We start from the raw sequence: 22330 nt of genomic DNA, 5'->3' as shown, positions 1-22330 counted from the left end.
TGGTAAAGACGGTTCAGGCGTCTGTCAGGGCGCGGTGCAGCGGGGCGATCTGTTCGGGCAGCACCACGCAGCGGGCACGAAAGCCCCGCGCCATGGCCCACTCGAGGTCTTGCTCGAAGCCCTCTCGGCAAGTCCAGGGGCCGTCGATGGCCAGACACTCGGCCTTGGCGCAGGCGTCGACGAAGCGCTGGCGCCAGGGCGCCAGGACGCTGGCCCGCTCGCCTGGCTCGGCGTCGGCGGCAACGCCCAGATCACGCGACAGATCGCCACTGCCGAGAAGCGCCGCGCTCACCCTTGGGCTTGCCTTGAGGATCTCCGCTGCGGCGCCCACACCGACGGCGCTCTCCAGCGTCGGTATCAGCGCGGTACAGCCCTGTTCGAGGCCGACGCGACGCTCTTCGCGGGCCAGTGCCAGGGCCAGCAGCACGATGTCCATGGAGGACTCGACCTGGGGCAGGAAGATGGCCGCTGGTCGTGCCCGCATCAGCGCCGCCAGCTCGCCCTTGCCGCCCTGGGTCAGCGGGTTGATGCGCGCCATGGGCAGCCGCTGGTGCTGCCGGCAGCGCTCGGCGAAGGCGACAAAGTCGTCGCAGGCCTGGCGGCGATCGGCGGCCGGGGTGAACTCCTCCAGGTCGACGATGATGGCCTCGGCGCCGCTATCCAGCGCCTGATCCAGGCGTGCCGGGTCATGCCCCGGCACGAACAGCCAGCTGCGACACTGGGTCAGGGACAAAGGAGTCGGAATCAAGGACGCCATGGGTCACTCCATCAGGTTCGGCAGGAACAGCACGATGTCGGGCACGAAGGTGATCAGCAGCAGTACCGCGATCATCGCCCCGAGCATCAGTCCCAGGTAGCGCAACGACTCCATCACGCTGATTCCGGCGATGCGGCAGGCGGCCATCAGGTCGACCCCCAGCGGCGGCGTATTGGCGCCGATCGCCAGGTTCACCGTCAGCAGCACCCCGAAGTGCACCGGGTCGATGCCGTACTGCACCAGCAGCGGCATGACGATGGGGGTGACGATGATGATGATGGCGATGCTTTCCATGAAGGAGCCGAGCACCAGCAACACCACGGTCAGCAGCAGCAGTACGCCATAGCGGCTGTCGGTGATCTCGCCGATCAGTGTGGCGATGGCCTGGGGCACCTGTTCGTAGGTCAGGCCCCAGGCGAACATGCCGGCGGCACCGATGATGACCAGGATGGCGCCGGAGGTCTCCGCGGTGGCGATGACGCTGTCGACGATGTCCCGAAGGCTCAGGCTGCGATAGACCAGGGTGCCGACGATCAGCGCATAGACGATGGCCGAGGCGGCGGCTTCGGTGGGGGTGAAGACGCCGAAGCGAATGCCTCCGATGATCAGCACCGGCACCAGCAGCGCCGGCAGGGCAGCGATAAAGGCACGCTTGCGCTCGCCGGGCTCGGGCCGGGTACCACCGGACCAGCCGTTGCGGCGTGACACATAGATGGCCACCCCCACCAGCGCCAGGGTCAGCAGCAGGCCGGGGATCACGCCGCCCATGAACAGCTTGCCCACCGAGGTGTTGGAGGTGGTGCCGTAGACGATCATCACGATGCTCGGCGGGATCACCGTGCCGATGGAGCTGGCGGTGCCCACCAGGGCGCTGCTGAAGCCGCGGTGATAGCCGCTGCGCTGCATCGCCGGCAGCAGCATGCTGCCGATGGCGATGACGTCGGCCACGCCGGAGCCTGACAGTGCCCCGAACATCATGCAGGCCAGCACCGCGACCACCGCCAGGCCGCCACGGATGTCGCCCACCAGCGCCATGCACAGACGCACCAGACGCTGGGTCAGTCCGGCGTGATTCATCAACTGGGCGGCCATCACGAACAGCGGGATGGCCAGCAGAGTGAAGCTCTCCATGCCCGCTACGAACTGCTGGGCGGAGACCATCATCGGCGCCGCACCAAACATCAGCAGATAGGACAGCACCGCCAGGATCAGGCCGAAGGCGATGGGAATATCGATCAGGATCGCCAGGGCGAAGACGCCCACCAGGGTCAAGGCACCAAGGGTCATGAGGCGTCCTCCTGTGACAGCGGATCGCTCGCCAGCAGATGGTCACACTGCGCCAGCGCCATGCCGGCGCAGCACACCGGCACCGACAGATACACCAGCCCCGCAGGTAGCTGCAGCGCCGTGGTGGTCTGGCTCATGGTCAACCAGGCCAGGTCCCAGCCGGCCTTGGCCAGCAGCAGTAGCATCACCAGCAGTAGCAGGTCGGTGGCCCGGGTGATCAGCCGGCGAATGGCAGGGGAGCCGACCAGCAGCGGCATCAGTCCGGCGCTCAGGTGGCTGCGCTTGTAGGTGCAGGCCACGCCGGCCAGCAGCGCGGTCCACACCAGCACCAGCTGGGGCAGCTCTTCGGCCCAGTGGGGCGGCGCCCCCACCACCCAGCGCATGAACACCGAGTAGGCGACCAGCGCCGCCAGCAGGGCGGCGCCGATGCCGGCCAGCGCCAGGCACAGGCGCGAGACGAGACGCGCCACGGGATGCAGCAGGCCGTGCACGGTCATCGCGCTCACTGCCCTTCGCGGTAGCGCTTCACCAGCGCCATCAGGTCGCTGCCGAAGACGTCTTCGTAGTCGGCCCAGACGCCCTGGACGGCGGCATTGAACGGCGTGGTATCGACCTCGTTGACGCTCATGCCTTCGGCCTCGAGCTCGGCCACCAGGCGCGAGTCGTCCTCCTGGGTCATCCGGCGCTGTTCGTCACGCCAGGCGTCGGCCAGCTGCTGGACCGCCGCCTGGTCGTCCTCGGACAGGCGCTGCCAGACGTTGTTGGCGACGGTCAGGCAGGCCGGTGCCCAGACGTGCCCAGTCAGCGAAACGTAGTCCTGGACCTCGAAGAAGGACGAGGAGTGGATGATCGACAGCGGGTTTTCCTGGGCGTCAAACACCCCCTGCTGCAGCGCCGAGTAGAGCTCGCCGAAGGACAGCGGAGCCGGGCTTGCGCCAAGCGCGGTGAAGGTATCCAGTCGCATCTTGTCCGGGGTTACCCGGATCTTCAGACCGGCCAGGTCCTCGGGGGTCTCGACCGGGCCCTGGTTGTTGGTGACGTGGCGGAAGCCGTTCTCCCACCAGGACAGGATCTTCATGTTGTAGTCGGAGGCGATGGCTTCCAGCGCCTCGCCCAGCTCACCGTCGTAGGCGGCGTAGGCGTCCTGGCGGTCCGCCCAGGAGTAGGGCAGCTCGACGATGCCGAAGCGGGCGTCCAGCGGCTGGAAGGAGCCGCAGCCGATCACCCCGGCGGGCACGCTGCCGATCTGCATGCCTTCGACCATGGTCTTTTCGTTGCCGAGCTGGCCGCTGGGGAAGACCTGGAAGTTGACGCGACCCTCGGTGGCCTCGCGCACTTCGTCGGCGAAGCCTTCGGCGGCGATATGCCAGCTATGGGTCGGGGCCAGCACGTGGCCGAGCTTGATGTCGAGGGCCTGGGCCGAGGTGGAAAGACCGGCGAAGGCGCCAAGCGCCAGCAGGGGGAGCATCCTGGAGGTCATGGGGGTACCCGTTGAGTCGTTGTGATTGTGATCTGGGCCCGCCACCGCTTTGTTGACGGCAAGACAGGCGTCACTTGAGACTCGGCCAGGTAGGCGTATTAGACAATTTTCAAGATTTTATGCTTTGCATAAGCCTGATTTATGCAAAGCCATTGGACAGTGGTCAGGGTGGCCCTTCGACAGGCCTCGGGCGGCAACCACAAGCGCTTGCAGACACTTCTTTAACGCACTGTTCAAGAACCATTTTTCTGGCGCAAATGGGGACATTTGCGGTTGTGATTGGCGCCGTTGACGGCTCCACGGCGATAGTCAATCCAGCGTGGTGGTCAGCGTCGAGGCTGGCGCCAGCGCAGGATGAGAACCACCGCCCTGTCGGCCAAGAATTACAAGGAGCCCCTATGCAACTGCCCTCTCTGATCGAGATCCCCAACGGTGAAAAGGTCACCCCCACCTTCAGCGACGCCGAGATGCAGGGCCGCCTAGCCCGTCTGCGCCAGCACATGGCCGAGCAGCAGGTCGACGCCGTGGTCCTGACCTCCTATCACAACATCAATTACTTCAGTGACTTCGTCTATTGTCGCTTTGGCCGCGACTATGGACTGGTGGTGACCCAGGAAGGCTTTACTACCGTCACCGCCAACATCGACGGCGGCCAACCGTATCGGCGCAACCGTCTGGGCGACAACATCGTCTACACCGACTGGCAGAAGGACAACTTCTTCAAGGCCATCATGCGGCTATGCGAAGGCAAACGACGCATCGGGGTGGAGTTCGACCATCTGACCCTGGCCAACCGCGACAAGCTGGAAAGCGCCCTTGGCGAGGTGGAGCTGGTCGACATCGGCGTACCCACCATGCAGATGCGCATGATCAAGTCCGCCGAAGAGATCGCACTGATCCGTCAGGGCGCGCGTATCGCCGACGTGGGCGGTGTCGCGGTACGCGACGCCATCGCCGCCGGGGTGCCCGAGTACGAAGTGGCGCTGGCCGGCCAGAGCGCCATGGTGCGCGAGATCGCCAAGACCTACCCGCAGAGCGAGCTGATGGACACCTGGGTGTGGTTCCAGTCCGGCATCAACACCGACGGCGCCCACAATCCGGTCACCAGCCGTCGCGTGCGTCCCGGCGACATCCTGAGCCTGAACACCTTCCCGATGATCTCGGGCTATTACACGGCGCTGGAGCGCACTCTGTTCTGCGAGCACGCAAGCGATGCCCATCTGCGGCTGTGGGAGATCAACTGCGAGGTCCATGAGCGCGGACAGCAGCTGATTCGCCCCGGCGCCCGCTGCAGCGACATCGCCCACGAGCTCAACGAGATCTTCGCCAGACACGACGTCCTCAAGTACCGCACCTTTGGCTACGGGCACTCCTTCGGCACCCTGAGCCACTACTACGGCCGCGAGGCGGGTCTTGAACTACGCGAGGACATCGACACCGTACTGGAGCCCAACATGGTGGTGTCGATGGAGCCCATGCTGATGATTCCCGAAGGCCAGCCCGGCGCCGGTGGCTACCGCGAGCACGACATCCTGGTGGTCAAGGAAGACGGCGCCGACAATATCACCGGCTTCCCCTACGGGCCGGCGCATAACATCGTGGGTTGAACCGATCCGGCGATCACCGGCCGGGACGTGACATGGGGGGCCGCTCGCCCCCCATGTCGGCGAGCCCGGCCCTGAGGTAGTCCAGCACGTGGTGCGCCGCCACGGACAGCTCGCCGGTCTGGTAGTGCAGGCCGAAGGTGACGCGCCCAAGCTCGGGCAGCCGATCCGCCCCATCCACGCAGTGCAAGTGGTCGGGGCTGACGCTGCGCGCCAGGGCGGTCACGCCCAGGCCCTCCTCCACCGCGGTGAAGATACCGAGCAGGCTGGTACTGGCGTAGCTCACCCGATAGGGCATCGCCCTGGCCCTCAACGCCGCTTCCGCCGCAGAGCGGTACAGGCACCCTAGGGGATAGGTGACCAGAGGCAGCGGCGCTTCACCCTCCAGCAATGCCGTGTCGCCGACCACCCAGACCAGGTCATCTACCCGGATATCCCGAGCATCGCGATCATCGTCGACCCTTTCCGGCTCCATCACCAGGGCGATATCGTAGTGGTGCCTGTGAAAACGCTGGAGTATGACCCTGCTGATCTCACAGTCGACCTCGACCTCGATATTGGGGTAGACCCGCGCCAGATTCCTCAGCACTCGCGGCACAAATGCCAGCTCGAAATCGTTGGGAATACCTAGCCTTACCTTGCCACTGACGCCCCCTCCGCAAAGCTTCTCCACCAGCCGGTCATTGATCGCCAGCATGGCCCTGGCTTCCTGGTAGAGATAGTCACCATCCTGGGTCATTTCCAGCTGACTTCCGCGCAGAAACAGGCGAGTACCCAGCATCTCCTCGAGCTTCTTCATCTGCAGGCTGATGGCGGGCTGGGAACGCCCCAGGCGCTCTCCTGCCGCGGTAAAGCCTCCCAGCTCATTGATGGTCACGAAGGTACGCAATAACTCACTCGGTATCGTCTTCAACCTGGGGCCTCATTGGCATAGATCATGCATCGATTTGTCGTTCTTATTGGTCGCATCAGCGGCAAGAAAATACCTTGAATCTGTCGATGGAAATCGACGCTACCTCTCGACGACTGCCGATTGTCGACGTCCAACAACAAACAATAGAGGCTTCCTCATGAACTCCTGGGTATTGACCACCTTTGCCATTCTAACGCTCTACATGCTGATTCACACCGGTGCAGCCTACCTGCGTCGAGAACTCAAGGCCCGCCAACCGAGGTGACGCACATGGACTCCTTTACCCTGTTCAATTGGGCGCTTCTGCTGATGACCTTCGGCCTGATGCTCTATCTGGGCTACCTGTCCTCGCGGCGCATGCACAAGGATGACGCTGCGGGCTTCCTGGTCGCCGGGCGCTCGCTGGGGGCCTTCGTCGGTGCCGGTACCATCGTTGCCACCGGATTCAGCGGCTGGGGCTTCATGGGCTCGCCTGGGGTCACCTACCAGTTTGGTGCCATCGAGGTGCTGGGCAACTTCTTCTTTGCACCGGCGATGGTCATCGCGGTGCTCTACTTCGCCCGCTTCATGCAGCGCAAGGCGATCGAGATGGGCAGCAACACCATCCCCGAGTACATCGGCCAGTCCCACGGCGGCGGCGCCATGGGGCGAGTGCTGCAGGCGGTATCGGCGATCATCACCGTGGTGCTGCTGCTGGTCTTCCTGACCAGTCAGATCAAGGCGGTGGGGCTTCTGGGGGCCAGCTGGCTGGGCATCGAGCTCGACCAGAGCGCCATGCTGATGGTCGGGGTGATCATCCTCTACACCATGCTCGGGGGGCTGGCCGCGGTGGCCTGGACCGACACCATCATGGTCTGGGGCATGGCCCTGGCGGCGGTCATCATCGTCATCCAGATGCTGACCACCATTGACGTGAACGAGTGGGAAAGCGGCTTGAACGCCATCGACCCGGAGCTGTTGAACCCGACCAACGGGGCCCACTACGGCGCCTCCAGAGGCAACGTCTTCCTGGTCCTGCCCTACGCCTTTCTGTTCGCGGCGGTGCTGCCGTTCATGGCGATCCGCTTCCTGGCCTTCAAGCCCGAGGTCAAGCTGCACAAGGTCGGTATCTACGTCGCGGTGCTCGGCGGCCTGCTCAGTCTGATTCCGCTGGTCGGGCTCTACGTCAGGGTCAAGCTGCCGGGACTGGCGGACCCCGACAGCGCCATGCCGGTCTATCTCGAGCAGTTCATGCATCCGGCGATCCAGGGCGTCATCACCTTGTTCATCATCTTCGCCATGAAGTCCACCGCCAACTCCCTTTTGCACACCGTGGCCTCCAGCGTCTCCCACGACCTGCGCCTGGCGATCTTTGCCGAACGCCAGCCTTCGGCACGGCGCGTCCTGGGCCTGAACCGGGCCGCGGTGCTGGTGCTCGGGGTGCTGGCGCTGCTGCTGATGCTCTACGCACCGCCCTTCATGCTGTCCTGGCTCGGCATCCTTGGCACCGGCACCCTGCTCGCCAGCCTGATCGGACCGGTGTTCATCTCGACCTTCTGGCAGGGCTCGGCCTGGGGGGCGCTGGCGGCCATGCTCGGCGGCTTCTTCACCAGCGGCTACATGATGCTGTTCGCCGATGTGGGCTGGTTGATCGGTCCGCTGACCGGCTGCGTGGTGTCGTCGGCTCTGTATATCGGCGTGACCCTCGTCGGTCGCAGCCATCGCGCCCATGCCCACCATCCGAACGCATCCCTCCCTGACCACCCTGCTTGACCGAAGACCCCCCCCCCCGACTCGCCTCAGGACCAGAGTTCTGAGGTTTGGGCAAAAAGACAGGCCGCCTTCCGAGGCGGCCATTCTCGTGAAACCTCCGTCATCCAGCGAATAGTCGCGGTCGAACCTGAGCATCAGGGCCGAGAACCCGCTGCTCTCATGACCCAGATCATTGGTGCAAAGCGCTTTAGCATATTCCTCTCAACTTGACGCTTTCATGGGTCGATAACCCTGGCATCGCTGCTAATCGGAGGCAGTCCGAGCGATGAGCAAGCCAGGAAATGACTTCGCTCATGCCATGACTGCCGGTTGGCCCCTCCCAGCATGAGCCCGCTGCCAATGACATCACTCCTTGATCGCCTGACCATGGGAAGAAAGTTCTTCCTGGTGCTTTTCTTGCCGCTGCTTTCCATCCTGTGGATGACGCTCTCCACGGTGCTGGAACGTCAGGCGGTCGTTACCCGGATGGACAATCTTCAAGAGGTGGCGATCCTCGGGCGTCATTCGGCCAATCTGGTGCACGAACTTCAGCGCGAACGGGGGATGACGGCCGCCTTTCTCAGCAGTCAGGGCCGCAACTATCACGCAGAGCTACCGGTGCAACGTGAGGCGACCAATACCCAGGCCGAATCATTTGACCGCTACATCGCTGACATCGATTTTTCCCACCACGACCCTCGAATCGAAGCACAGGTCGATCTGGCGAAGCGTCTGCTTGAGGAGAAGGATGACCTACGGCGTAAGGTCGATGGTCTCGACATCTCTGTCGAAGCATCGACGGACGCTTATACCAACATCAACGAGGCGCTGATCGATATCGTCGCCAAGCTGACCTTTGGCGTCGATCAGGGAGAAGTCGCCCGTCAGCTGACGGCCTATTACGACCTTTTGAACATCAAGGAGCTGGCCGGCATAGAACGGGCGGTACTGGCGGCATCTTTCAGCGCCGACGCGATATCGCCTGCAATGTTCAGGAAGCTGCTTTCGTTGATCGTGAAGTCCGATGTGCACAAGAAGAACTTCTTCGAGCTTTCATCACCGAGGGTTCAGGAGGAGCTCAAGACGCTGACCGACAGCGCACTTGGCGAGCGTTTGAATGCCATGCGCAGCGTGGTCCTCGAAAAGGCCTCAAGCGGTGGCTTCGGTATCGATCACCAGGAGTGGTTCGAGGCCCAGACCGAGTATATCGATGGCATTCAGCAGATCTCCCGGTCGGCAGAGCAGTACCTTCTGGCACGTATTGACGACTTGCAGAAAGCGTCCTTCAGCTACCTGCTCAAGCACGCCCTGGTCATGCTTGCCGTCTTGCTCGTCACCCTTGCCTTTTCGATCATCACCGCCCGCAGCGTGGTGCGTCCTCTAAAGATTGCCCTGATGGACATCAGCGAGCAGAAGGATGATCTGACCAAGCGACTGGCGGTACCCGGCAAGGACGAGCTGTCTCAGCTTTACCGCGCCTTCAACGACTCGCTGAGCAATATTGCCAGCCTGGTGGTCAACCTGAAGAAGAGCGCCAGCGCCGTCGAGGCGGTCAGTGGAGAAATCACCAGGGGCAACCAGGACCTGGCGAGCAGGACGGAGCAGCAGGCGGCCTCACTGATCCAGACCGCTTCCAGCATGGAGCAGATCACCGCCACCGTGAAGCAGACCTCGGACTCCGCTCGCCAGGCGCAAGAAATGACCCGTGAAGTCGCCTGCCGCGCCAACGACCTGAGCCAGAACGCCGCCCAGACCCACACGGCCATGGAACAGATTCGCGACGCCAACCAGGAAGTCACCAGGATCGTCGAGGCCATCGACGACATCGCCTTCCAGACCAACATTCTGGCCCTGAACGCTTCGGTGGAGGCGGCACGCGCCGGCGACCAGGGACGAGGGTTTTCGGTGGTGGCCTCGGAGGTGCAGAAACTCGCCAGCCGCTGCGCAGAGGAAGCCACCCTGATCCGCCGGTTGATCACCACCAGTACGCAGCGGGTCGACAAGGGGGAGCGACTGGTGGCTTCCACCAGCGAGGCGCTGGTCACCATCTCCGAGCATGCCCAGCAGACGGCGACCCTGGTGTCGGAGATTTCCACCGCGGCGACCGAGCAGTCGCTGGGTATCGAACAGATCACTCAGGCACTGGCGCAACTCGAGGACGTCACCCAGCGCAACACCGGCCTGGTCGAACGCGTTGCCACCGCCAGCGAGTCCCTCGACAAGCGGGCTCGCGACATGGCCTCGCTGGTGGGCCGCTTCAAGGTCGATGTGCCAACGGCCCTTCACGCCACGTCGGAAGACGGGCCGCTTATTGGCTCACCCCAGGCCACCCTTGTCGACTGCCACGCATAGGCCCTACAGGTTCCCCGCCTTGCCGCCCTTCCGGGCGGCTTTTTTTATCAGGCATGGAACCCATACAAACAAAACCTCGTTTTATTTTTGATGAATCGTCTTTGACAATATTGAAACGCAATTCTAGCCTTGCTGATGCCACCCCAGCACAACAAGGAACAACGCCGTGCTCGAACACGACCATCTCAGCCGTTTTCACTCCCATCGCCATTCCCTTTGCCAGCCCCTTTACCAGTCCCCTCGCCACCCCCTTCGCAAGCCCTTGATCGTCGCGCTGTCGGCCCTGGCCGTCTCCTCCTTCGGTATATCCTCCATGGCCGCCGCCGAGGATACGCCACCGGCGCAGGTCTTCGACCTGACGACCTGGAAGTTAACCCTGCCCATGGACGTCGACGGCGACGACGACGTCGACGAGATATCGGTCGGCGAGCTTCAGTCCTATCAACATCCGGACTACTACTATCTGAACGACAACAATAATCTGGTCTTCGTGACCCCCAATAGCGCCTTCACCACCCCCAATTCCAGCAATGCACGCACGGAACTGCGTCAGATGCTGGCCGGCGCCGACGACGCCTTCGGCCCCAAGGCACCTGAGCAAAACTTTGCCCTCGCCTCCCACCCCGAGGCTGACCGCTACGCCCAGATCGGCGGCTACCTCGATGCCACGCTGCGGGTCGATCACGTCGCCGAGCGCACCGACAAGCCCGACCGGGCGGCAGCCTACTCGGTGGTCATCGGCCAGATCCACGCCGGCAAGGACGAAGCGGTGCTGGCCCAGGAAAATGGCTTCGGCCACGGCAACGAACCGCTGAAGATCTACTACAAGAAGTTTCCCGACCACGAGACCGGCTCGGTGTTCTGGAACTACGAACGCAACCTCGAGAAAGATGACCCCGAGCGCATCGATATCAGCCACGCGGTGTGGGGCAACGACTGGAGCGGCAGCGAGGATCCGGGCGAGGCGGGCATCGCCCTGGGCGAGAGCTTCCGCTATCGGGTCGAGGTCAAGGACGACGTCATGCACCTGACCTTCGCGTCAGACGGCCACCCCACCCGCACCTTCGAGCAGAACCTGGCCGACAACGTCGGTCCCGACGGCGAGGTCGACGAGGCCGACCATCCGCACGGCTACGCCGGTGACTGGATGTACTTCAAGGCGGGTTCCTATAACCAGTGCAATACCAAGCCGGAATCTGGCGCCTGCCTGGGTACCGGGGTGTGGGAGACGGACCAGCAACACGGCGACTACGCCCAGGTCGTGTTCAGCGAGCTGGATAGCGGCCCGGTCGAGTAAGTGTCCAGCGAGCGCCCGGTAACGTCCACGCCAGAGAAGAGCAACGTCCACGCCAGAGAAGCGTAACGTTCGCGCCAGGGGCGAAGCTGCCGCTCGCTCCTGGCCTACGGCGCTCGGCAACAAAGGCCGACTTGATCCAGATCAGCAAAGGCGCTTTCGCCTCAAGGGCGAACTTCGGCAGAAAACCGTGCACTTTCAAGCATGTGCTCGTGCAGCAATGGGCAAATTCAACGGCAGTGAATGGCCCGATTCGAGCGCTCGATGCCCCCCTGCCGACCCACCCTCCAGACATGAAAAAGGGCCTACGACAGTGTCGTAAGCCCTTGAATTCTATGGCGCGCCCTAAAGGATTCGAACCTTTGACCTTTGCCTCCGGAGGGCAACGCTCTATCCAGCTGAGCTAAGGGCGCGCGGTGCCGCCTGAACCTGTCACGCGGCGAGCCATATCCTACCTTGCGCACCCGCCGGTGTCCACCCAAGGCCATGCCCAAGCCCCGCAGCGCCACCTTCCCGGCGACGGGCGACATTTTCCCGTCTCGAACGATCTCGCTATACTGCCGGCACAGCGTGACGCCCGGCGATAGGGACGATGGCCGTGCTCGGCGCCACCAACAATAACTTCCATCAAGCGACCGTTACAGAGGTGGTGAGAGTGAAATCCAGCAAGCTGATCATGGGGTGTCTGATCACCCTGGGCCTGGGCTCCGGCCAGGCGATGGCACAGGACGATGCCGAGCGTGACGCCATGGCCGAGCGCCTGGCCCCGGTAGGTTCTGTGTGCCTCGAAGGCCAGGAATGCGGCAGCGCCATGGCCGCCGCGTCAGGCGGCGATGACGCCGCAGCGTCGGGCGGTGGCGTCGATGGCGAAGCCGTCTACGGCGGCATCTGCATGGCCTGCCACGATACCGGCGTCGCCGGTGCACCCAAGCGCGGCGACGAAGCGGCCTGGGCCGAACGCACCACCAAGGGCTTCGACACCCTGCTGGATCACGCTCTTAACGGTTTCAATGCGATGCCGGCCCGTGGCGGCAACCCGAACCTGTCCGATGAAGAAGTCCATGCGGCGGTGGCCTACCTGGTCGAGCCGGTGATGGAAGTGCCGTCAAGCGACGCAGGCGCCAGCGAGGCGGCCCCCGCCGAAGAGTCAGCATCGGATGACAGCGCCGCTGCCAGCGACGAAGCAGCAGGTGAGGACGCCGCTGCCACCGATGCCTCTGGCGACGAAGCAGGCGGCGACGCCGCTGCGGCCGATGCAGGCTCTGCCGAGGTCGACCCGGCGGTGGCGGCCATCGATGGTGAAGCGGTCTACGGCGGCATCTGCATGGCGTGCCATGAAGCCGGTGTCGCCGGCGCCCCGGTTCGCGGTGACGCCGCCGCCTGGGAGCCGCGCCTGGCCAAGGGCATGGACACCCTCTATGACCACGCCATCAACGGCTTCAACGCGATGCCGCCCAAGGGTGGCAATCCGAGCCTGTCCGATGACGAGATCAAGGCGGCCGTCATTTACATGACCCAGTAAATCGACTCACGCGATATAGCAGCGGGGCGCCCATGGGCGCCCCGCTTGCGTTGGTCTGCTGGCGGGGCCTGGCCCTGCTCTCGGGTCGTGCCAGGCCTTGATGCCTTCGGGCTTATCCACAGCCCATGGCAATCAGCGGCTGTGGATGGATTCAGTCCAGCAGCGAGCGCAGCCCGGCGATGGCGCTCTTGCCCCGCTCCTGCTTGCGCTCGGGGTCTTCCCGATCGGCGCGTCCTTCCCACTCCAGATCATCCGGCGGCAACTCGTCGAGGAAGCGGCTGGGGGCGCAGTCCATCAGCTCTCCGTAGGCCTTGCGCTGGCGCGCCAGCGTCATGGTCAGGGTACGCCGGGCACGGGTGATGCCAACGTAGGCCAGGCGGCGCTCTTCCTCCACGGTGCCGGCCTCGATGGAGTTGCGGTGAGGCAACAGCTCTTCCTCGAGACCCATCAGGTAGACGTGGGGGAACTCGAGGCCCTTGGAGGCGTGCATGGTCAGCAATTGCACACGATCCGAGTCATCTTCTTCCGCCTGTTGCTCGAGGATATCGCGCAATACCAGACGCGAGATCGCCGATTCCACGTCGTCGGTTTCGGTATCGGTGCTGGCGGTGTTCTCTTCCGGGTCGGCCTGCATCGACTTCTCGAGCTGGTCGATCAGGATCCACACGTTGGCCATGCGCCGCTCGGCGATGGTGGGGGCGCTGGCATTCTGGTAGAGCCAGGCCTCGTAGTCCATCTCGCGCATCATCTCGCGGATCGCGGCGATGGCGTCGCCCTGGTCCATGCGACGGCGCACGCCATCGATAAAGTGGGTGAACCGCGTAAGCCGCTCCACCGCGCGGGCCGGCAGCTGCTCGGCCAGTCCCAGCTCGTGACAGGCGGCGAACAACGAGACGCCGCGCTCGGTGGCGTAGTTGGCGAGCTTTTCCAGGGTGGTCGGGCCGATCTCGCGACGCGGCACGTTGACGATACGCAGGAAGGCGTTGTCGTCGGCCGGATTGATCAACAGCCGCAGGTAGGCCATGGCGTCCTTGATCTCGCCCCGGGAGAAGAACGAGGTGCCGCCGGACAACTTGTAGGGAATCTGGTAGTGCTGCAGCTTCAATTCCAGCAGGCGCGCCTGGAAGTTGCCGCGGTAGAGCACCGCGAAGTCGCGCCACTCGGCGCGCTCCTTGATCCGGCGGGTCAGGATCTCGCTGGCGACCCGCTCGGTCTCGGCCTCCTCGTGGCGCGTGACCACCACCCGGATCGGATCGCCCTGGCCCATGTCCGACCACAGGGTCTTGTCGTAGACGTGGGGGTTATTGGCGATCAGGGTGTTGGCGGCGCGCAGGATGGTGCCGGTGGAGCGGTAGTTCTGCTCCAGCTTGATCACCTTGAGCCGCGGAAAGTCCTCGCCCAGGGTCACCAGGTTCTCCGGCCGGGCACCGCGCCAGGCGTAGATCGACTGGTCATCGTCGCCGACCACGGTGAAGGTCTGGCGCTCGGCCATCAGCATGCGCACCAGCATGTACTGGCTGACGTTGGTGTCCTGATACTCGTCCACCAGCATGTAGTGGATCTTGCGCCGCCAGCGGGCCAGCGCCTCGGGGTCGTCGCGCAGCAACACCACCGGCAGCAGGATCAGGTCATCGAAGTCCACCGCGTTGTAGGCCTTGAGGTGGCGAACGTAGGCCTCGTAGACCCGGGCGGCGTACTGCTCGTCTTCGGTGGCGGCGTGGGACAGCGCCTGGCCGGGCAGGATCAGGTCGTTCTTCCAGTTGGAGATCACTCCCTGGACCTGATTGATCTGGTCGGCGTCGACCTGGGCGTCCTTGTTCATCAGGTCGCGCAGCAGCGCCTTGGCGTCTTCCGGATCGAACAGCGAAAAGCCCGGCTTGTAGCCCAGCGCCTTGAGCTCGCCGCGGATGATGTTGAGGCCGAGCGTGTGGAAGGTCGAGACCGTCAGGCCGTGGCCTTCACGCCCCTGCAGCATCGAGCTGACCCGCTCCTTCATCTCGCGGGCGGCCTTGTTGGTAAAGGTCACCGCAGCGATGCGCCGGGCGCTCATGCCGCACTCCTGGATCAGGTAGGCGATCTTGGTGGTGATCACGCTGGTCTTGCCGGAGCCGGCCCCGGCCAGCACCAGGCAGGGACCGTCGATGAAGTGCACGGCCTCGCGCTGACGCGGGTTGAGGCCGCGGATGCGTTCGCGGATCGTCTTCACAGGTGCGTTCATGCGTCGTCCTGGGCGCCGGGCTGGACATCGAGTCGCGCCGCGCCGTCGAAATCGAGTTGTCGCCAGGCCTCGAACACCAGCACCGCACAGGCGTTGGACAGGTTCAGGCTGCGGCTGTCCGGCAGCATCGGGATGCGCAGGCGCTGCTCCGGCGGCAGTGCATCGAGCATCGCCTGGGGCAGGCCTCGGGTCTCGGGGCCGAATACCAGGGCGTCGCCGGAACGATAGTCGGGCTCATGGTAACCACGCCGCCCACGGGTCGAGACGGCGAAGACCCGAGAGGGCGAAACCTCGTCGATGAACGTCTGCCAGTCGGCGTGGACCCGGACCCGCGCCCACTCATGGTAGTCCAGCCCCGCGCGCCTGAGGCGCTTATCGTCTAGGGTAAAGCCTAACGGCTCAATAAGGTGCAGGCGAAATCCGGTATTGGCGCACAGGCGTATCAGATTGCCGGTGTTCGGCGGAATCTCGGGTTGATAGAGCACCACGTCGAGCATTGGACATCACCAGGATCGCGGCGGAGGACGATGTGAGGCAGGGAGATCACCGAGGCCCTCCTGGGAGGAAGACCTCGGCGCAAGGAAGCCATAGCGACTCAGGCGCTGACGCCGTAGCGTTCGCGGTAGGCGCGGATGGCCTCGGCGTGGGGTTTGAGGGTGTCTCCCCCGCTCTGTTCGAGGTAGGCCAGCACCTGGTCGAGGCCGACGATGCTGACCACCGGGATGCCGAACTCGGCCTGCACCTGCTGGATGGCGCTCTTGTCGGTGTCGTCGCTGGCGCGCTCCTGGCGGTCCAGCGCCACCACCACCCCGGCGGCCTGGGCGCCGGCGCCGTCGATCAGCCCCATCACCTCACGGATCGCCGTACCGGCGGTGATCACGTCATCGATGATCATGATGCGACCGTCGAGCGCGGCCCCGACGATGTTGCCGCCTTCGCCGTGGTCCTTGGCCTCCTTGCGATTGAACGCAAAGGGCAGATCACGGTCATGATGGTCAGCCAGCGCCACGGCGGTGGTCGCCGCCAGCGAAATGCCCTTGTAGGCCGGACCGAACAGCACGTCGGCCTCGATCCCGCTTTGCTCGATGGCCTTGGCGTAGAAGCGCCCGAGGCGCGCCAGGGCGCGGCCGGTCTTGAACAGGCCGGCGTTGAAGAAGTACGGGCTCACCCGCCCCGACTTCAGGGTGAACTCACCGAAACTGAGCACGCCCTCGCCGATGGCGAACTCGATGAACTCCCGCTGGTAGGGATGAAGGCGCGCCGCGCCTGGCGGTTGAGGTGCCATGTCAGCCACGAGGCCTCCTGTCCAATTGCCTGGCCTTATCACGTTTTTCTCGACCGGCCATTTACCCAAACGTCGAAACGTCGGGTATCATACACGCGCGACGCAAAAGGGACCACGTATGAAAATCGCCACCATCAATGTAAACGGCATCCGCGAGGCCGTCGGTCGAGGCTTTCTCGACTGGCTCGCCAACCAGGACGCCGACGTTGTCTGCGTCCAGAACATCAAGGCCAAAAGCTTCGAGCTGGACGACAGCATTCTTTATCCTGAGGGCTACGAGGGTTACTTCCTCGACGCCGAACAGGACGGTTTCTCAGGGGTCGGCCTCTACTGCCGCAAGATCCCCAAGGCCATCATGTACGGCCTGGGCTTCCCCCAGTGCGACCATGAAGGACGCTTTCTGCAGGCCGACTACGATCGCTTCTCGATCGCCAGCTTCCTGATGCCCGACGGCAGCGATCCTGACGCCAAGCAGGCGTTCATGGCCCAGTACCAGGAGTACCTGTCGAAGATGGCTCGCAAGCGCCGCGAGTACATCATCTGCGGCACCTGGCACATCGCCCACAAGACCATCGATCTGGCCAACTGGGCCGACAACCAGACGACGCCCGGCTTCAAGGCCGAAGAGCGCGCCTGGATGGACCAGGTGTTCGGTCCCACCGGCTTCATCGACACCTTCCGCGAGATCAACCGCGACGGTGACGAGTACACCTGGTGGCCGGCGCTGGACCAGGATCAGCCGCGCTCCCGTCAGGAGGGCTGGCGCCTGGACTACCAGATCGTCGGGCCGAACTTCCGTCGCCATATCACCGACGCCTGGATCGACTACGACGCCACCTTCTCGGAGTTCGCGCCGCTGATCGTCGAGTACGACCTGCAACTGTAAGCCTCCCTTCGTCGCCGTCTGGCCCGGGTCCGGGGCCGGACACGAAAGCGCCGGCCCCTCAGGGGGCCGGCGCCTTCGTTCATGCGACTCATCTCGTCACGGCGACCGCTCAGGCGCGATTGCCGAGCGCCTCACGCTGGTGCTCGAACAGCTCGTTCCCGGCCTTTTCGGCCAGATCCAGCATGGCGTTGAGCTGACCACGGGTGAAGGTGCCGGACTCCGCGGTGCCCTGGACCTCGATCAGCTCGCCGGATTCGCTCAGCACCACGTTCATGTCGGTATCGGCGCTGGAGTCTTCCGGGTAGTCGAGATCCACCACCGGCTGACCGCGATAGAGCCCCACCGACACTGAGCTTACCAGCTGCGAAAAGGGGTCAGTCTTGATCAGCTTCTCGCGCTGCAGGTAGCGGATGGCGTCGATCAGCGCCACACAGCCCCCGGTAATCGAAGCGGTACGCGTGCCACCATCGGCCTGGATCACGTCGCAGTCCACGGTGATAGTGAACTCGCCAAGCTTCTTCAGGTTCACCGCCGCACGCAGCGAACGCCCGATCAGGCGCTGGATCTCCAGGGTGCGGCCGCCCTGCTTGCCGCGTGACGCCTCGCGCCCGCTGCGCGAGTGGGTCGCCCTCGGCAGCATGCCGTACTCGGCGGTGACCCAGCCCTGCTTCTTGCCCCGCAACCAGCGCGGCACGCCGGCCTCGACGCTGGCGTTGCACAGCACCTTGGTATCACCGAACTCGACCAGCACCGAGCCTTCGGCGTGGCGGGTGTAGTCACGGGTGAGACGAATCTCGCGGGTCTGGTCAAAAGCGCGTCCGCTGGGACGACGGATGTCCGTGGACATGGCACCTCTCTTGGTCGACACGCCTCTTGCCGCGGCATCGCCTGGCGCAGCGAAGGGGACGACGTCGATCATGGAATGGAAAACGAAGGCCGCCCATTCTACACGCCTTGGCCGATGAATCGGGTACACTGCGCTCACCGGTGTCGAGCCCACCCTCGACGGCCCTGCGACACCACCGTGCCCGACACCAGGAAATCGCCAGGAGACCCGCCATGGTTCACAGCATGACCGCCTTTTCGCGCCAGGACCTCGAGGCCGAGTGGGGCAGCCTGCAGCTCGAGCTGCGCAGCGTGAACCAGCGCTACCTGGAGCCGCACTTCCGTCTGCCCGAGGCCCTGCGTGACCTCGAACCCGGCTTCCGCGACGCCCTGCGCAAGCGCCTGGCCCGGGGCAAGATCGAGTGCACCCTGCGCTTCGATGCCAGCGACAAGAGCGACAGCCTGAGCGTCAACCACGAGCGCCTCACCGCCCTGTCATCGGCACTGGCCGAGGTACGCGCCACCCTGCCCGAGGTGCACATGCCCGACGCCCTGGCCATGCTCGGCCATCCTGGGGTGCTCGAAGGCGGTGGGCTCGATCTGGACGCGGTCAAGCAAGCCGCCAACCAGATGTTCAAGCAGGCCCTGAATGACCTGGTGGAAGGCCGTGCGCGGGAAGGCGAGCAGCTCAAGGCGCTGATCGAGGAGCGCCTGGCGGCCATCCATGAGCTGGTGGCCGAGGTACGCGAAAGGATGCCGCAGATCCTCGAACGCCAGCGCACCCAGCTCGAGGAGAAGCTCGCCAACCTCAACGTCGAGCTCGACCCCCACCGGCTCGAGGCCGAGGTGGTGCTGATGGCCCAGAAGGCCGACGTCGCCGAGGAGCTCGACCGCCTCGATACCCACGTCACCGAAGTCGGCCGCCAGCTCAAGCAAAAGGGCCCCATCGGCCGCCGCCTGGACTTCCTGATGCAAGAGCTGAACCGCGAGGCCAACACCCTGTCATCCAAGTCCGTGGTCGCCGACACCACCCGCTGCGCGGTGGAATTGAAGGTGCTGATCGAGCAGATGCGCGAGCAGATTCAGAATATTGAGTGAGGGCCGCTGTATCCGCCAAGGCCAGCCGAGCATTCAGCACAGAAGACGCCTTGACCCTGGTTAGCGCATCCACTTGACTGTGAATCAAGTGGATTGGGAGTTCCCGGTCGGCGCTACAGCCTCGGTGGTTTCACTGGGACTTTTCGCTTTTTGTATCCACCGTTTTTCCAAGTCGATCAGTGTGGGTAGGGGCGACTTGGCTCAACCGTGTTCCAGCGGTTTTTGGAGAACCGGATGGTCATGGTTCGATGATCCGACAGGGTGATGATGCCAAGACACCAGGCACGATGACGCAGCGACCTGCGCAAGCAACACAGACTCCATAGCAGATCACCCCAGATGCTCGATCAACTCGCCGATCAATTCGCGGTGCTCGCCGTGCCAGTGGTAGGCCACATAGGCCTTTAGCTCGATGACGGGCGCGTCCTTGACCACGAACAGCCGCTGCCGGTCACACCAGGGGGCGACGATGTCCTGCGGCAGGTAGGCGGCGCCGCCACACTCAAGCAGCAGGCCGAGGGCGATGCGGCCGCTGTTGACCCTGCCTCGCGCCAGTTGGCGCTGCGGAAAGCTGCTCTCGTGGATGCTGGCAAACGCCGTGCCCCACTCGACCCGTATGTAGCCTTCGCCCACCGCCTGCTCGGCGCTTCTATCCGGCTGGCTTGAGACCATCACCAGCGGGATGGTCGCCACCTCCTCGACCCCGACGCCACTGATGCGCGGGGTGTCGTAGAGGAAGCCGACGTCGACCATGTTGCGCTCCAGCTTCTCGACCACGCGCAGCGGGGTGCTCTCTTCGGCGCGAACACCCAGGGTCGGGTAGGCACGGTAGATGGTGGCGAGCCAGTCCTGCAGGAAGATATCCCAGAGGCTGGCGACCCCCGCCACCACCAGCCGCCGCTGGTGCCGCTCGCTCAGGGCGGTGTCCTCGTAGGCTCGCTCCCAGGCGTCGAGCAGAAAGCGGGCGTGGCGCTCCATGCGCTCGCCGGCCGGGGTCAAACCGATGTGGTGATGGCCGCGGCTGAACAGCGACAACCCCAGCTGCGTCTCGAGTTGACGAATGCGTGCGCTGACTGTCGAGGGCGAGACACAGAGGCTCTCTGCGGCCTTGCCGAAATTGCGCAGCCGGCTGACCTCGAGAAAGGTCTTCAGCAGTTGGGTATCCACGGCTCACCTATGCGGTTTTTTTGTTCATGAGGCGCAAAAAATTTTGTTTTTCAGGATACCCGCATTTCTCTAGGCTTGCCCGACCCCCTACTTCTGCCCACCTGAGGTTCCGCCATGGCGTCTTCCCCCAAGCGTTATCTGCCCTTCCTGCGCTGGGGACGCGGCCTCGACCGCCGCACCCTGTCGGCGGACATGATGGCGGGCCTGACCGGCGCCATCCTGGTACTGCCACAGGGCGTGGCCTATGCCTTCATCGCGGGGCTGCCACCGGAGGTCGGGCTCTACACGGCGATCGTCGCGGCCACGGTGGCGGCGCTGTTCGGCAGTTCCTGGCATATGATTTCCGGCCCCACTGCGGCGCTCTCCATCGTGCTGGCCAGCGTGATCGGTGGCCTCGGCACGCTGACACCCGACCAATACCTGGGAGCGGCACTGACCATCACGCTCCTGGTCGGACTGATCCAGCTGGCCATGGGGCTCTTGCGCCTCGGCAATCTGGTGAGTTTCATCTCTCACACGGTGGTCATCGGCTTCACCTCTGGTGCGGCCATCCTGATCGCCACCAGTCAGATGGAGCACCTGCTTGGCGTGTCCATCGACGCTCAGGGATTCCTGGCCGAGCTTTCAGCGCTGTTCCGGGCGCTGCCGGATATCAACCTCTACGCATTGGCCATCGGGTTGATCTCGCTGATCACCTCGCTGGTAGCACGACGCCTCCATCGTCGTAGTCCTCACCTGCTGCTGGGCCTGGCCGCCGGCAGCCTGGCCTGCTGGTTGATGGATGGCGCCGCCCACGGTGTGGCGCTGGTCGGCGCCCTGCCCGGGACCCTGCCACCCGTTACGCTGCCCGAACTGACGCCGGACAGCCTGCGCGTGCTGACCTCCGGCGCCTTCGCCATTGCCCTGCTGGGGCTGATCGAAGCGGTATCCATCGCCCGCGCCATTGCCCTGCGCTCGCGTCAGGTGATCGACGGCAATCAGGAATTCATCGGCCAGGGCCTGTCCAATATCGTGGGGGGGTTCTTCTCCTGCTACGCCAGTTCGGGCTCCTTCACCCGCTCCGGTGCCAACTACGACGCAGGCGCCCGCACTCCGCTGGCCTCGGTGTTCGCCGCCCTGCTGCTATCGCTGATCCTGATCTTCGCCCCGGGCATCACCGCCTACCTGCCGCTACCCGCCATGGCTGGAGGCATCCTGTTGATCGCCTGGAACCTGATCGACGTCCAGCACATCGTCCATCTGGTACGCGTCAGTCGCCACGAGGCGATGGTGCTGGTCGCTACCGTCTCCGCTACCCTGCTGGTGGCACTGGAGTTCGCCATCTATATCGGCGTGCTGCTGTCACTGGTGCTCTATCTAAAGCGCACCTCTCGTCCCACCGTGCTGGAAGTGGCGCCGCGCCAGGATCATCCCCGGCGGATCATCCGCAACGTCAGGCGCTACCAGCTCGAGCAGTGCCCACAGCTCAAGATTCTGCGCATCGACGGCTCGCTGTTCTTCGGCGCCGCCGACCACGTGCAACGTCGTCTTCGCGCCTTCACCGCAGAGCCGGGCTCCCGTGCGCTGATCATCGGCAAGGGCATCAACTTCATCGATACGGCGGGCGTGGAGATGCTGCTGCAGGAGGTCCGGCGCCTGACGGACCAGGGGGGCGAGCTGATGATCAGCTCGCTCAAGGGCACGGTGATGGATGAGCTGCGCCGTCGCGGGGATCTGAAGAGAATCGGCGAAGCTCGCTTTTTCGAAAATCCCGAGGCGGCCATTGCCTCGATTACGCCGGTTCTGAACCCAGACGTCTGCCAGGGCTGCGCCAAGCGTGTCTTCGGCGAGTGCGCGTCGAAGCCATCTCCTGAACACGGTGTCCTGGCAAGCCAGGTCTGATCAGCGGCGCCCGGAATGGGCAATTCGGCG

18 protein-coding genes and 1 tRNA gene are annotated in these 22330 nt (G+C 64.3%); 8 read left to right on the top strand and 11 right to left on the bottom strand.

The features are described 5' to 3' along the window. Positions 1 to 13: 13 nt before the first annotated feature. From KUV74_RS10725 to KUV74_RS10710, 4 genes are read right to left on the bottom strand one after another with little or no spacing between them, the layout of a single operon-like run. Positions 14 to 757: an HpcH/HpaI aldolase/citrate lyase family protein gene (locus KUV74_RS10725; protein ID WP_222516292.1), complete on the bottom strand. Its 744-nt coding sequence runs from the start codon at positions 755 to 757 to the stop codon at positions 14 to 16. Positions 758 to 760: 3 nt separating this feature from the next. Continuing rightward, positions 761 to 2044: a TRAP transporter large permease gene (locus tag KUV74_RS10720; RefSeq protein WP_108132006.1), complete on the bottom strand. Its 1284-nt coding sequence runs from the start codon at positions 2042 to 2044 to the stop codon at positions 761 to 763. Next, entirely contained in the window at positions 2041 to 2541 is a 501-nt protein-coding gene (locus KUV74_RS10715; RefSeq protein WP_261395367.1) for a TRAP transporter small permease, read from the bottom strand. Before KUV74_RS10715 ends, KUV74_RS10720 begins: the two co-directional genes overlap by 4 nt. Before the next feature lie 5 nt (positions 2542 to 2546). After that, positions 2547 to 3524, bottom strand: coding sequence for a DctP family TRAP transporter solute-binding subunit (locus tag KUV74_RS10710; RefSeq protein WP_222516291.1), 978 nt, complete (start codon positions 3522 to 3524; stop codon positions 2547 to 2549). 398 nt (positions 3525 to 3922) lie between these two features. Here KUV74_RS10710 and KUV74_RS10705 point away from each other — a divergent pair, with 398 nt between their 5' ends. Then, positions 3923 to 5131, top strand: a complete 1209-nt coding sequence (locus KUV74_RS10705; RefSeq protein ID WP_045992100.1) for a M24 family metallopeptidase — start codon at positions 3923 to 3925, stop codon at positions 5129 to 5131. 13 nt (positions 5132 to 5144) lie between these two features. On the opposite strand, the gene KUV74_RS10700 is transcribed toward KUV74_RS10705, so the two are convergent. Continuing rightward, positions 5145 to 6041 (bottom strand): LysR family transcriptional regulator, encoded by an 897-nt coding sequence (locus tag KUV74_RS10700; protein WP_222516290.1) that lies wholly within the window; start codon positions 6039 to 6041, stop codon positions 5145 to 5147. A 270-nt stretch (positions 6042 to 6311) separates the two neighbouring features. Here KUV74_RS10700 and KUV74_RS10695 point away from each other — a divergent pair, with 270 nt between their 5' ends. The 3 genes from KUV74_RS10695 (at position 6312) to KUV74_RS10685 (ending at position 11421) form a co-directional block, all read left to right on the top strand. Then, positions 6312 to 7793, top strand: a complete 1482-nt coding sequence (locus KUV74_RS10695) for a sodium:solute symporter (protein WP_222516289.1) — start codon at positions 6312 to 6314, stop codon at positions 7791 to 7793. A 339-nt stretch (positions 7794 to 8132) separates the two neighbouring features. Beyond that, complete coding sequence (locus KUV74_RS10690) at positions 8133 to 10124, top strand: methyl-accepting chemotaxis protein (protein ID WP_222516288.1); 1992 nt, start codon at positions 8133 to 8135, stop codon at positions 10122 to 10124. A 166-nt stretch (positions 10125 to 10290) separates the two neighbouring features. Further along, on the top strand, positions 10291 to 11421 hold the full coding sequence (locus KUV74_RS10685) for a polysaccharide lyase family 7 protein (protein WP_222516287.1): 1131 nt from the start codon (positions 10291 to 10293) through the stop codon (positions 11419 to 11421). Between the two features lie 333 nt (positions 11422 to 11754). Here the strand turns inward: KUV74_RS10685 and KUV74_RS10680 are convergent. Further along, positions 11755 to 11831 (bottom strand) — tRNA-Arg (locus tag KUV74_RS10680). A 242-nt stretch (positions 11832 to 12073) separates the two neighbouring features. Between KUV74_RS10680 and KUV74_RS10675 the strand changes: the two genes are divergently transcribed. After that, positions 12074 to 12940 carry a c-type cytochrome gene (locus KUV74_RS10675; RefSeq protein WP_315900774.1) on the top strand — a complete coding sequence of 289 codons (867 nt, stop codon included), beginning with the start codon at positions 12074 to 12076 and terminating at the stop codon, positions 12938 to 12940. A 151-nt stretch (positions 12941 to 13091) separates the two neighbouring features. Here KUV74_RS10675 and rep read toward each other — a convergent pair whose 3' ends face one another. From rep to pyrE, 3 genes are all read right to left on the bottom strand, one after another. After that, the gene (gene rep / locus KUV74_RS10670; protein ID WP_108132000.1) at positions 13092 to 15158 is read right to left on the bottom strand and encodes a DNA helicase Rep; all 2067 of its coding nucleotides are present in this window, start codon (positions 15156 to 15158) and stop codon (positions 13092 to 13094) included. After that, positions 15155 to 15655: a tRNA (uridine(34)/cytosine(34)/5-carboxymethylaminomethyluridine(34)-2'-O)-methyltransferase TrmL gene (gene trmL / locus KUV74_RS10665; RefSeq protein ID WP_108131999.1), complete on the bottom strand. Its 501-nt coding sequence runs from the start codon at positions 15653 to 15655 to the stop codon at positions 15155 to 15157. The genes rep and trmL overlap by 4 nt, the downstream gene beginning before the upstream one ends. Before the next feature lie 98 nt (positions 15656 to 15753). Next, positions 15754 to 16443, bottom strand: coding sequence for an orotate phosphoribosyltransferase (pyrE, locus tag KUV74_RS10660; RefSeq protein ID WP_045992106.1), 690 nt, complete (start codon positions 16441 to 16443; stop codon positions 15754 to 15756). Positions 16444 to 16561: 118 nt separating this feature from the next. Between pyrE and KUV74_RS10655 the strand changes: the two genes are divergently transcribed. After that, the gene (locus KUV74_RS10655; RefSeq protein WP_045992107.1) at positions 16562 to 17329 is read left to right on the top strand and encodes an exodeoxyribonuclease III; all 768 of its coding nucleotides are present in this window, start codon (positions 16562 to 16564) and stop codon (positions 17327 to 17329) included. A gap of 109 nt (positions 17330 to 17438) precedes the next feature. Here the strand turns inward: KUV74_RS10655 and rph are convergent, their stop codons facing one another. Further along, positions 17439 to 18176, bottom strand: coding sequence for a ribonuclease PH (gene rph / locus KUV74_RS10650; RefSeq protein WP_045992108.1), 738 nt, complete (start codon positions 18174 to 18176; stop codon positions 17439 to 17441). Between the two features lie 212 nt (positions 18177 to 18388). Between rph and KUV74_RS10645 the strand changes: the two genes are divergently transcribed. Then, a complete protein-coding gene (locus KUV74_RS10645; protein WP_222516286.1) occupies positions 18389 to 19252 on the top strand; it encodes a YicC/YloC family endoribonuclease in 864 nt (287 codons plus the stop codon). A 330-nt stretch (positions 19253 to 19582) separates the two neighbouring features. On the opposite strand, the gene KUV74_RS10640 is transcribed toward KUV74_RS10645, so the two are convergent. Further along, entirely contained in the window at positions 19583 to 20419 is an 837-nt protein-coding gene (locus KUV74_RS10640; protein ID WP_108131995.1) for a LysR family transcriptional regulator, read from the bottom strand. Positions 20420 to 20533: 114 nt separating this feature from the next. Here KUV74_RS10640 and KUV74_RS10635 point away from each other — a divergent pair, with 114 nt between their 5' ends. Further along, on the top strand, positions 20534 to 22300 hold the full coding sequence (locus tag KUV74_RS10635) for a SulP family inorganic anion transporter (protein ID WP_108131994.1): 1767 nt from the start codon (positions 20534 to 20536) through the stop codon (positions 22298 to 22300). Positions 22301 to 22330 lie beyond the last annotated feature (30 nt).

Source organism: Halomonas sp. DP1Y21-3 (assembly GCF_019801245.1).
Classification (GTDB): domain Bacteria; phylum Pseudomonadota; class Gammaproteobacteria; order Pseudomonadales; family Halomonadaceae; genus Halomonas; species Halomonas litopenaei.
Note: the sequence above shows the minus strand (reverse complement) of the source record. Positions and strands in the feature narration are given on the sequence as shown.

Excerpts from the sequence above, each read along its gene's own strand:
- KUV74_RS10725 (WP_222516292.1), bottom strand. The coding sequence starts at position 757 with ATGGCGTCCTTGATTCCGACTCCTTTGTCCCTGACCCAGTGTCGCAGC.
- KUV74_RS10720 (WP_108132006.1), bottom strand. The coding sequence starts at position 2,044 with ATGACCCTTGGTGCCTTGACCCTGGTGGGCGTCTTCGCCCTGGCGATC.
- KUV74_RS10715 (WP_261395367.1), bottom strand. The coding sequence starts at position 2,541 with ATGACCGTGCACGGCCTGCTGCATCCCGTGGCGCGTCTCGTCTCGCGC.
- KUV74_RS10710 (WP_222516291.1), bottom strand. The coding sequence starts at position 3,524 with ATGACCTCCAGGATGCTCCCCCTGCTGGCGCTTGGCGCCTTCGCCGGT.
- KUV74_RS10705 (WP_045992100.1), top strand. The coding sequence starts at position 3,923 with ATGCAACTGCCCTCTCTGATCGAGATCCCCAACGGTGAAAAGGTCACC.
- KUV74_RS10695 (WP_222516289.1), top strand. The coding sequence starts at position 6,312 with ATGGACTCCTTTACCCTGTTCAATTGGGCGCTTCTGCTGATGACCTTC.
- KUV74_RS10690 (WP_222516288.1), top strand. The coding sequence starts at position 8,133 with ATGACATCACTCCTTGATCGCCTGACCATGGGAAGAAAGTTCTTCCTG.
- rep (WP_108132000.1), bottom strand. The coding sequence starts at position 15,158 with ATGAACGCACCTGTGAAGACGATCCGCGAACGCATCCGCGGCCTCAAC.
- trmL (WP_108131999.1), bottom strand. The coding sequence starts at position 15,655 with ATGCTCGACGTGGTGCTCTATCAACCCGAGATTCCGCCGAACACCGGC.
- pyrE (WP_045992106.1), bottom strand. The coding sequence starts at position 16,443 with ATGGCACCTCAACCGCCAGGCGCGGCGCGCCTTCATCCCTACCAGCGG.
- KUV74_RS10655 (WP_045992107.1), top strand. The coding sequence starts at position 16,562 with ATGAAAATCGCCACCATCAATGTAAACGGCATCCGCGAGGCCGTCGGT.
- rph (WP_045992108.1), bottom strand. The coding sequence starts at position 18,176 with ATGTCCACGGACATCCGTCGTCCCAGCGGACGCGCTTTTGACCAGACC.
- KUV74_RS10645 (WP_222516286.1), top strand. The coding sequence starts at position 18,389 with ATGGTTCACAGCATGACCGCCTTTTCGCGCCAGGACCTCGAGGCCGAG.
- KUV74_RS10635 (WP_108131994.1), top strand. The coding sequence starts at position 20,534 with ATGGCGTCTTCCCCCAAGCGTTATCTGCCCTTCCTGCGCTGGGGACGC.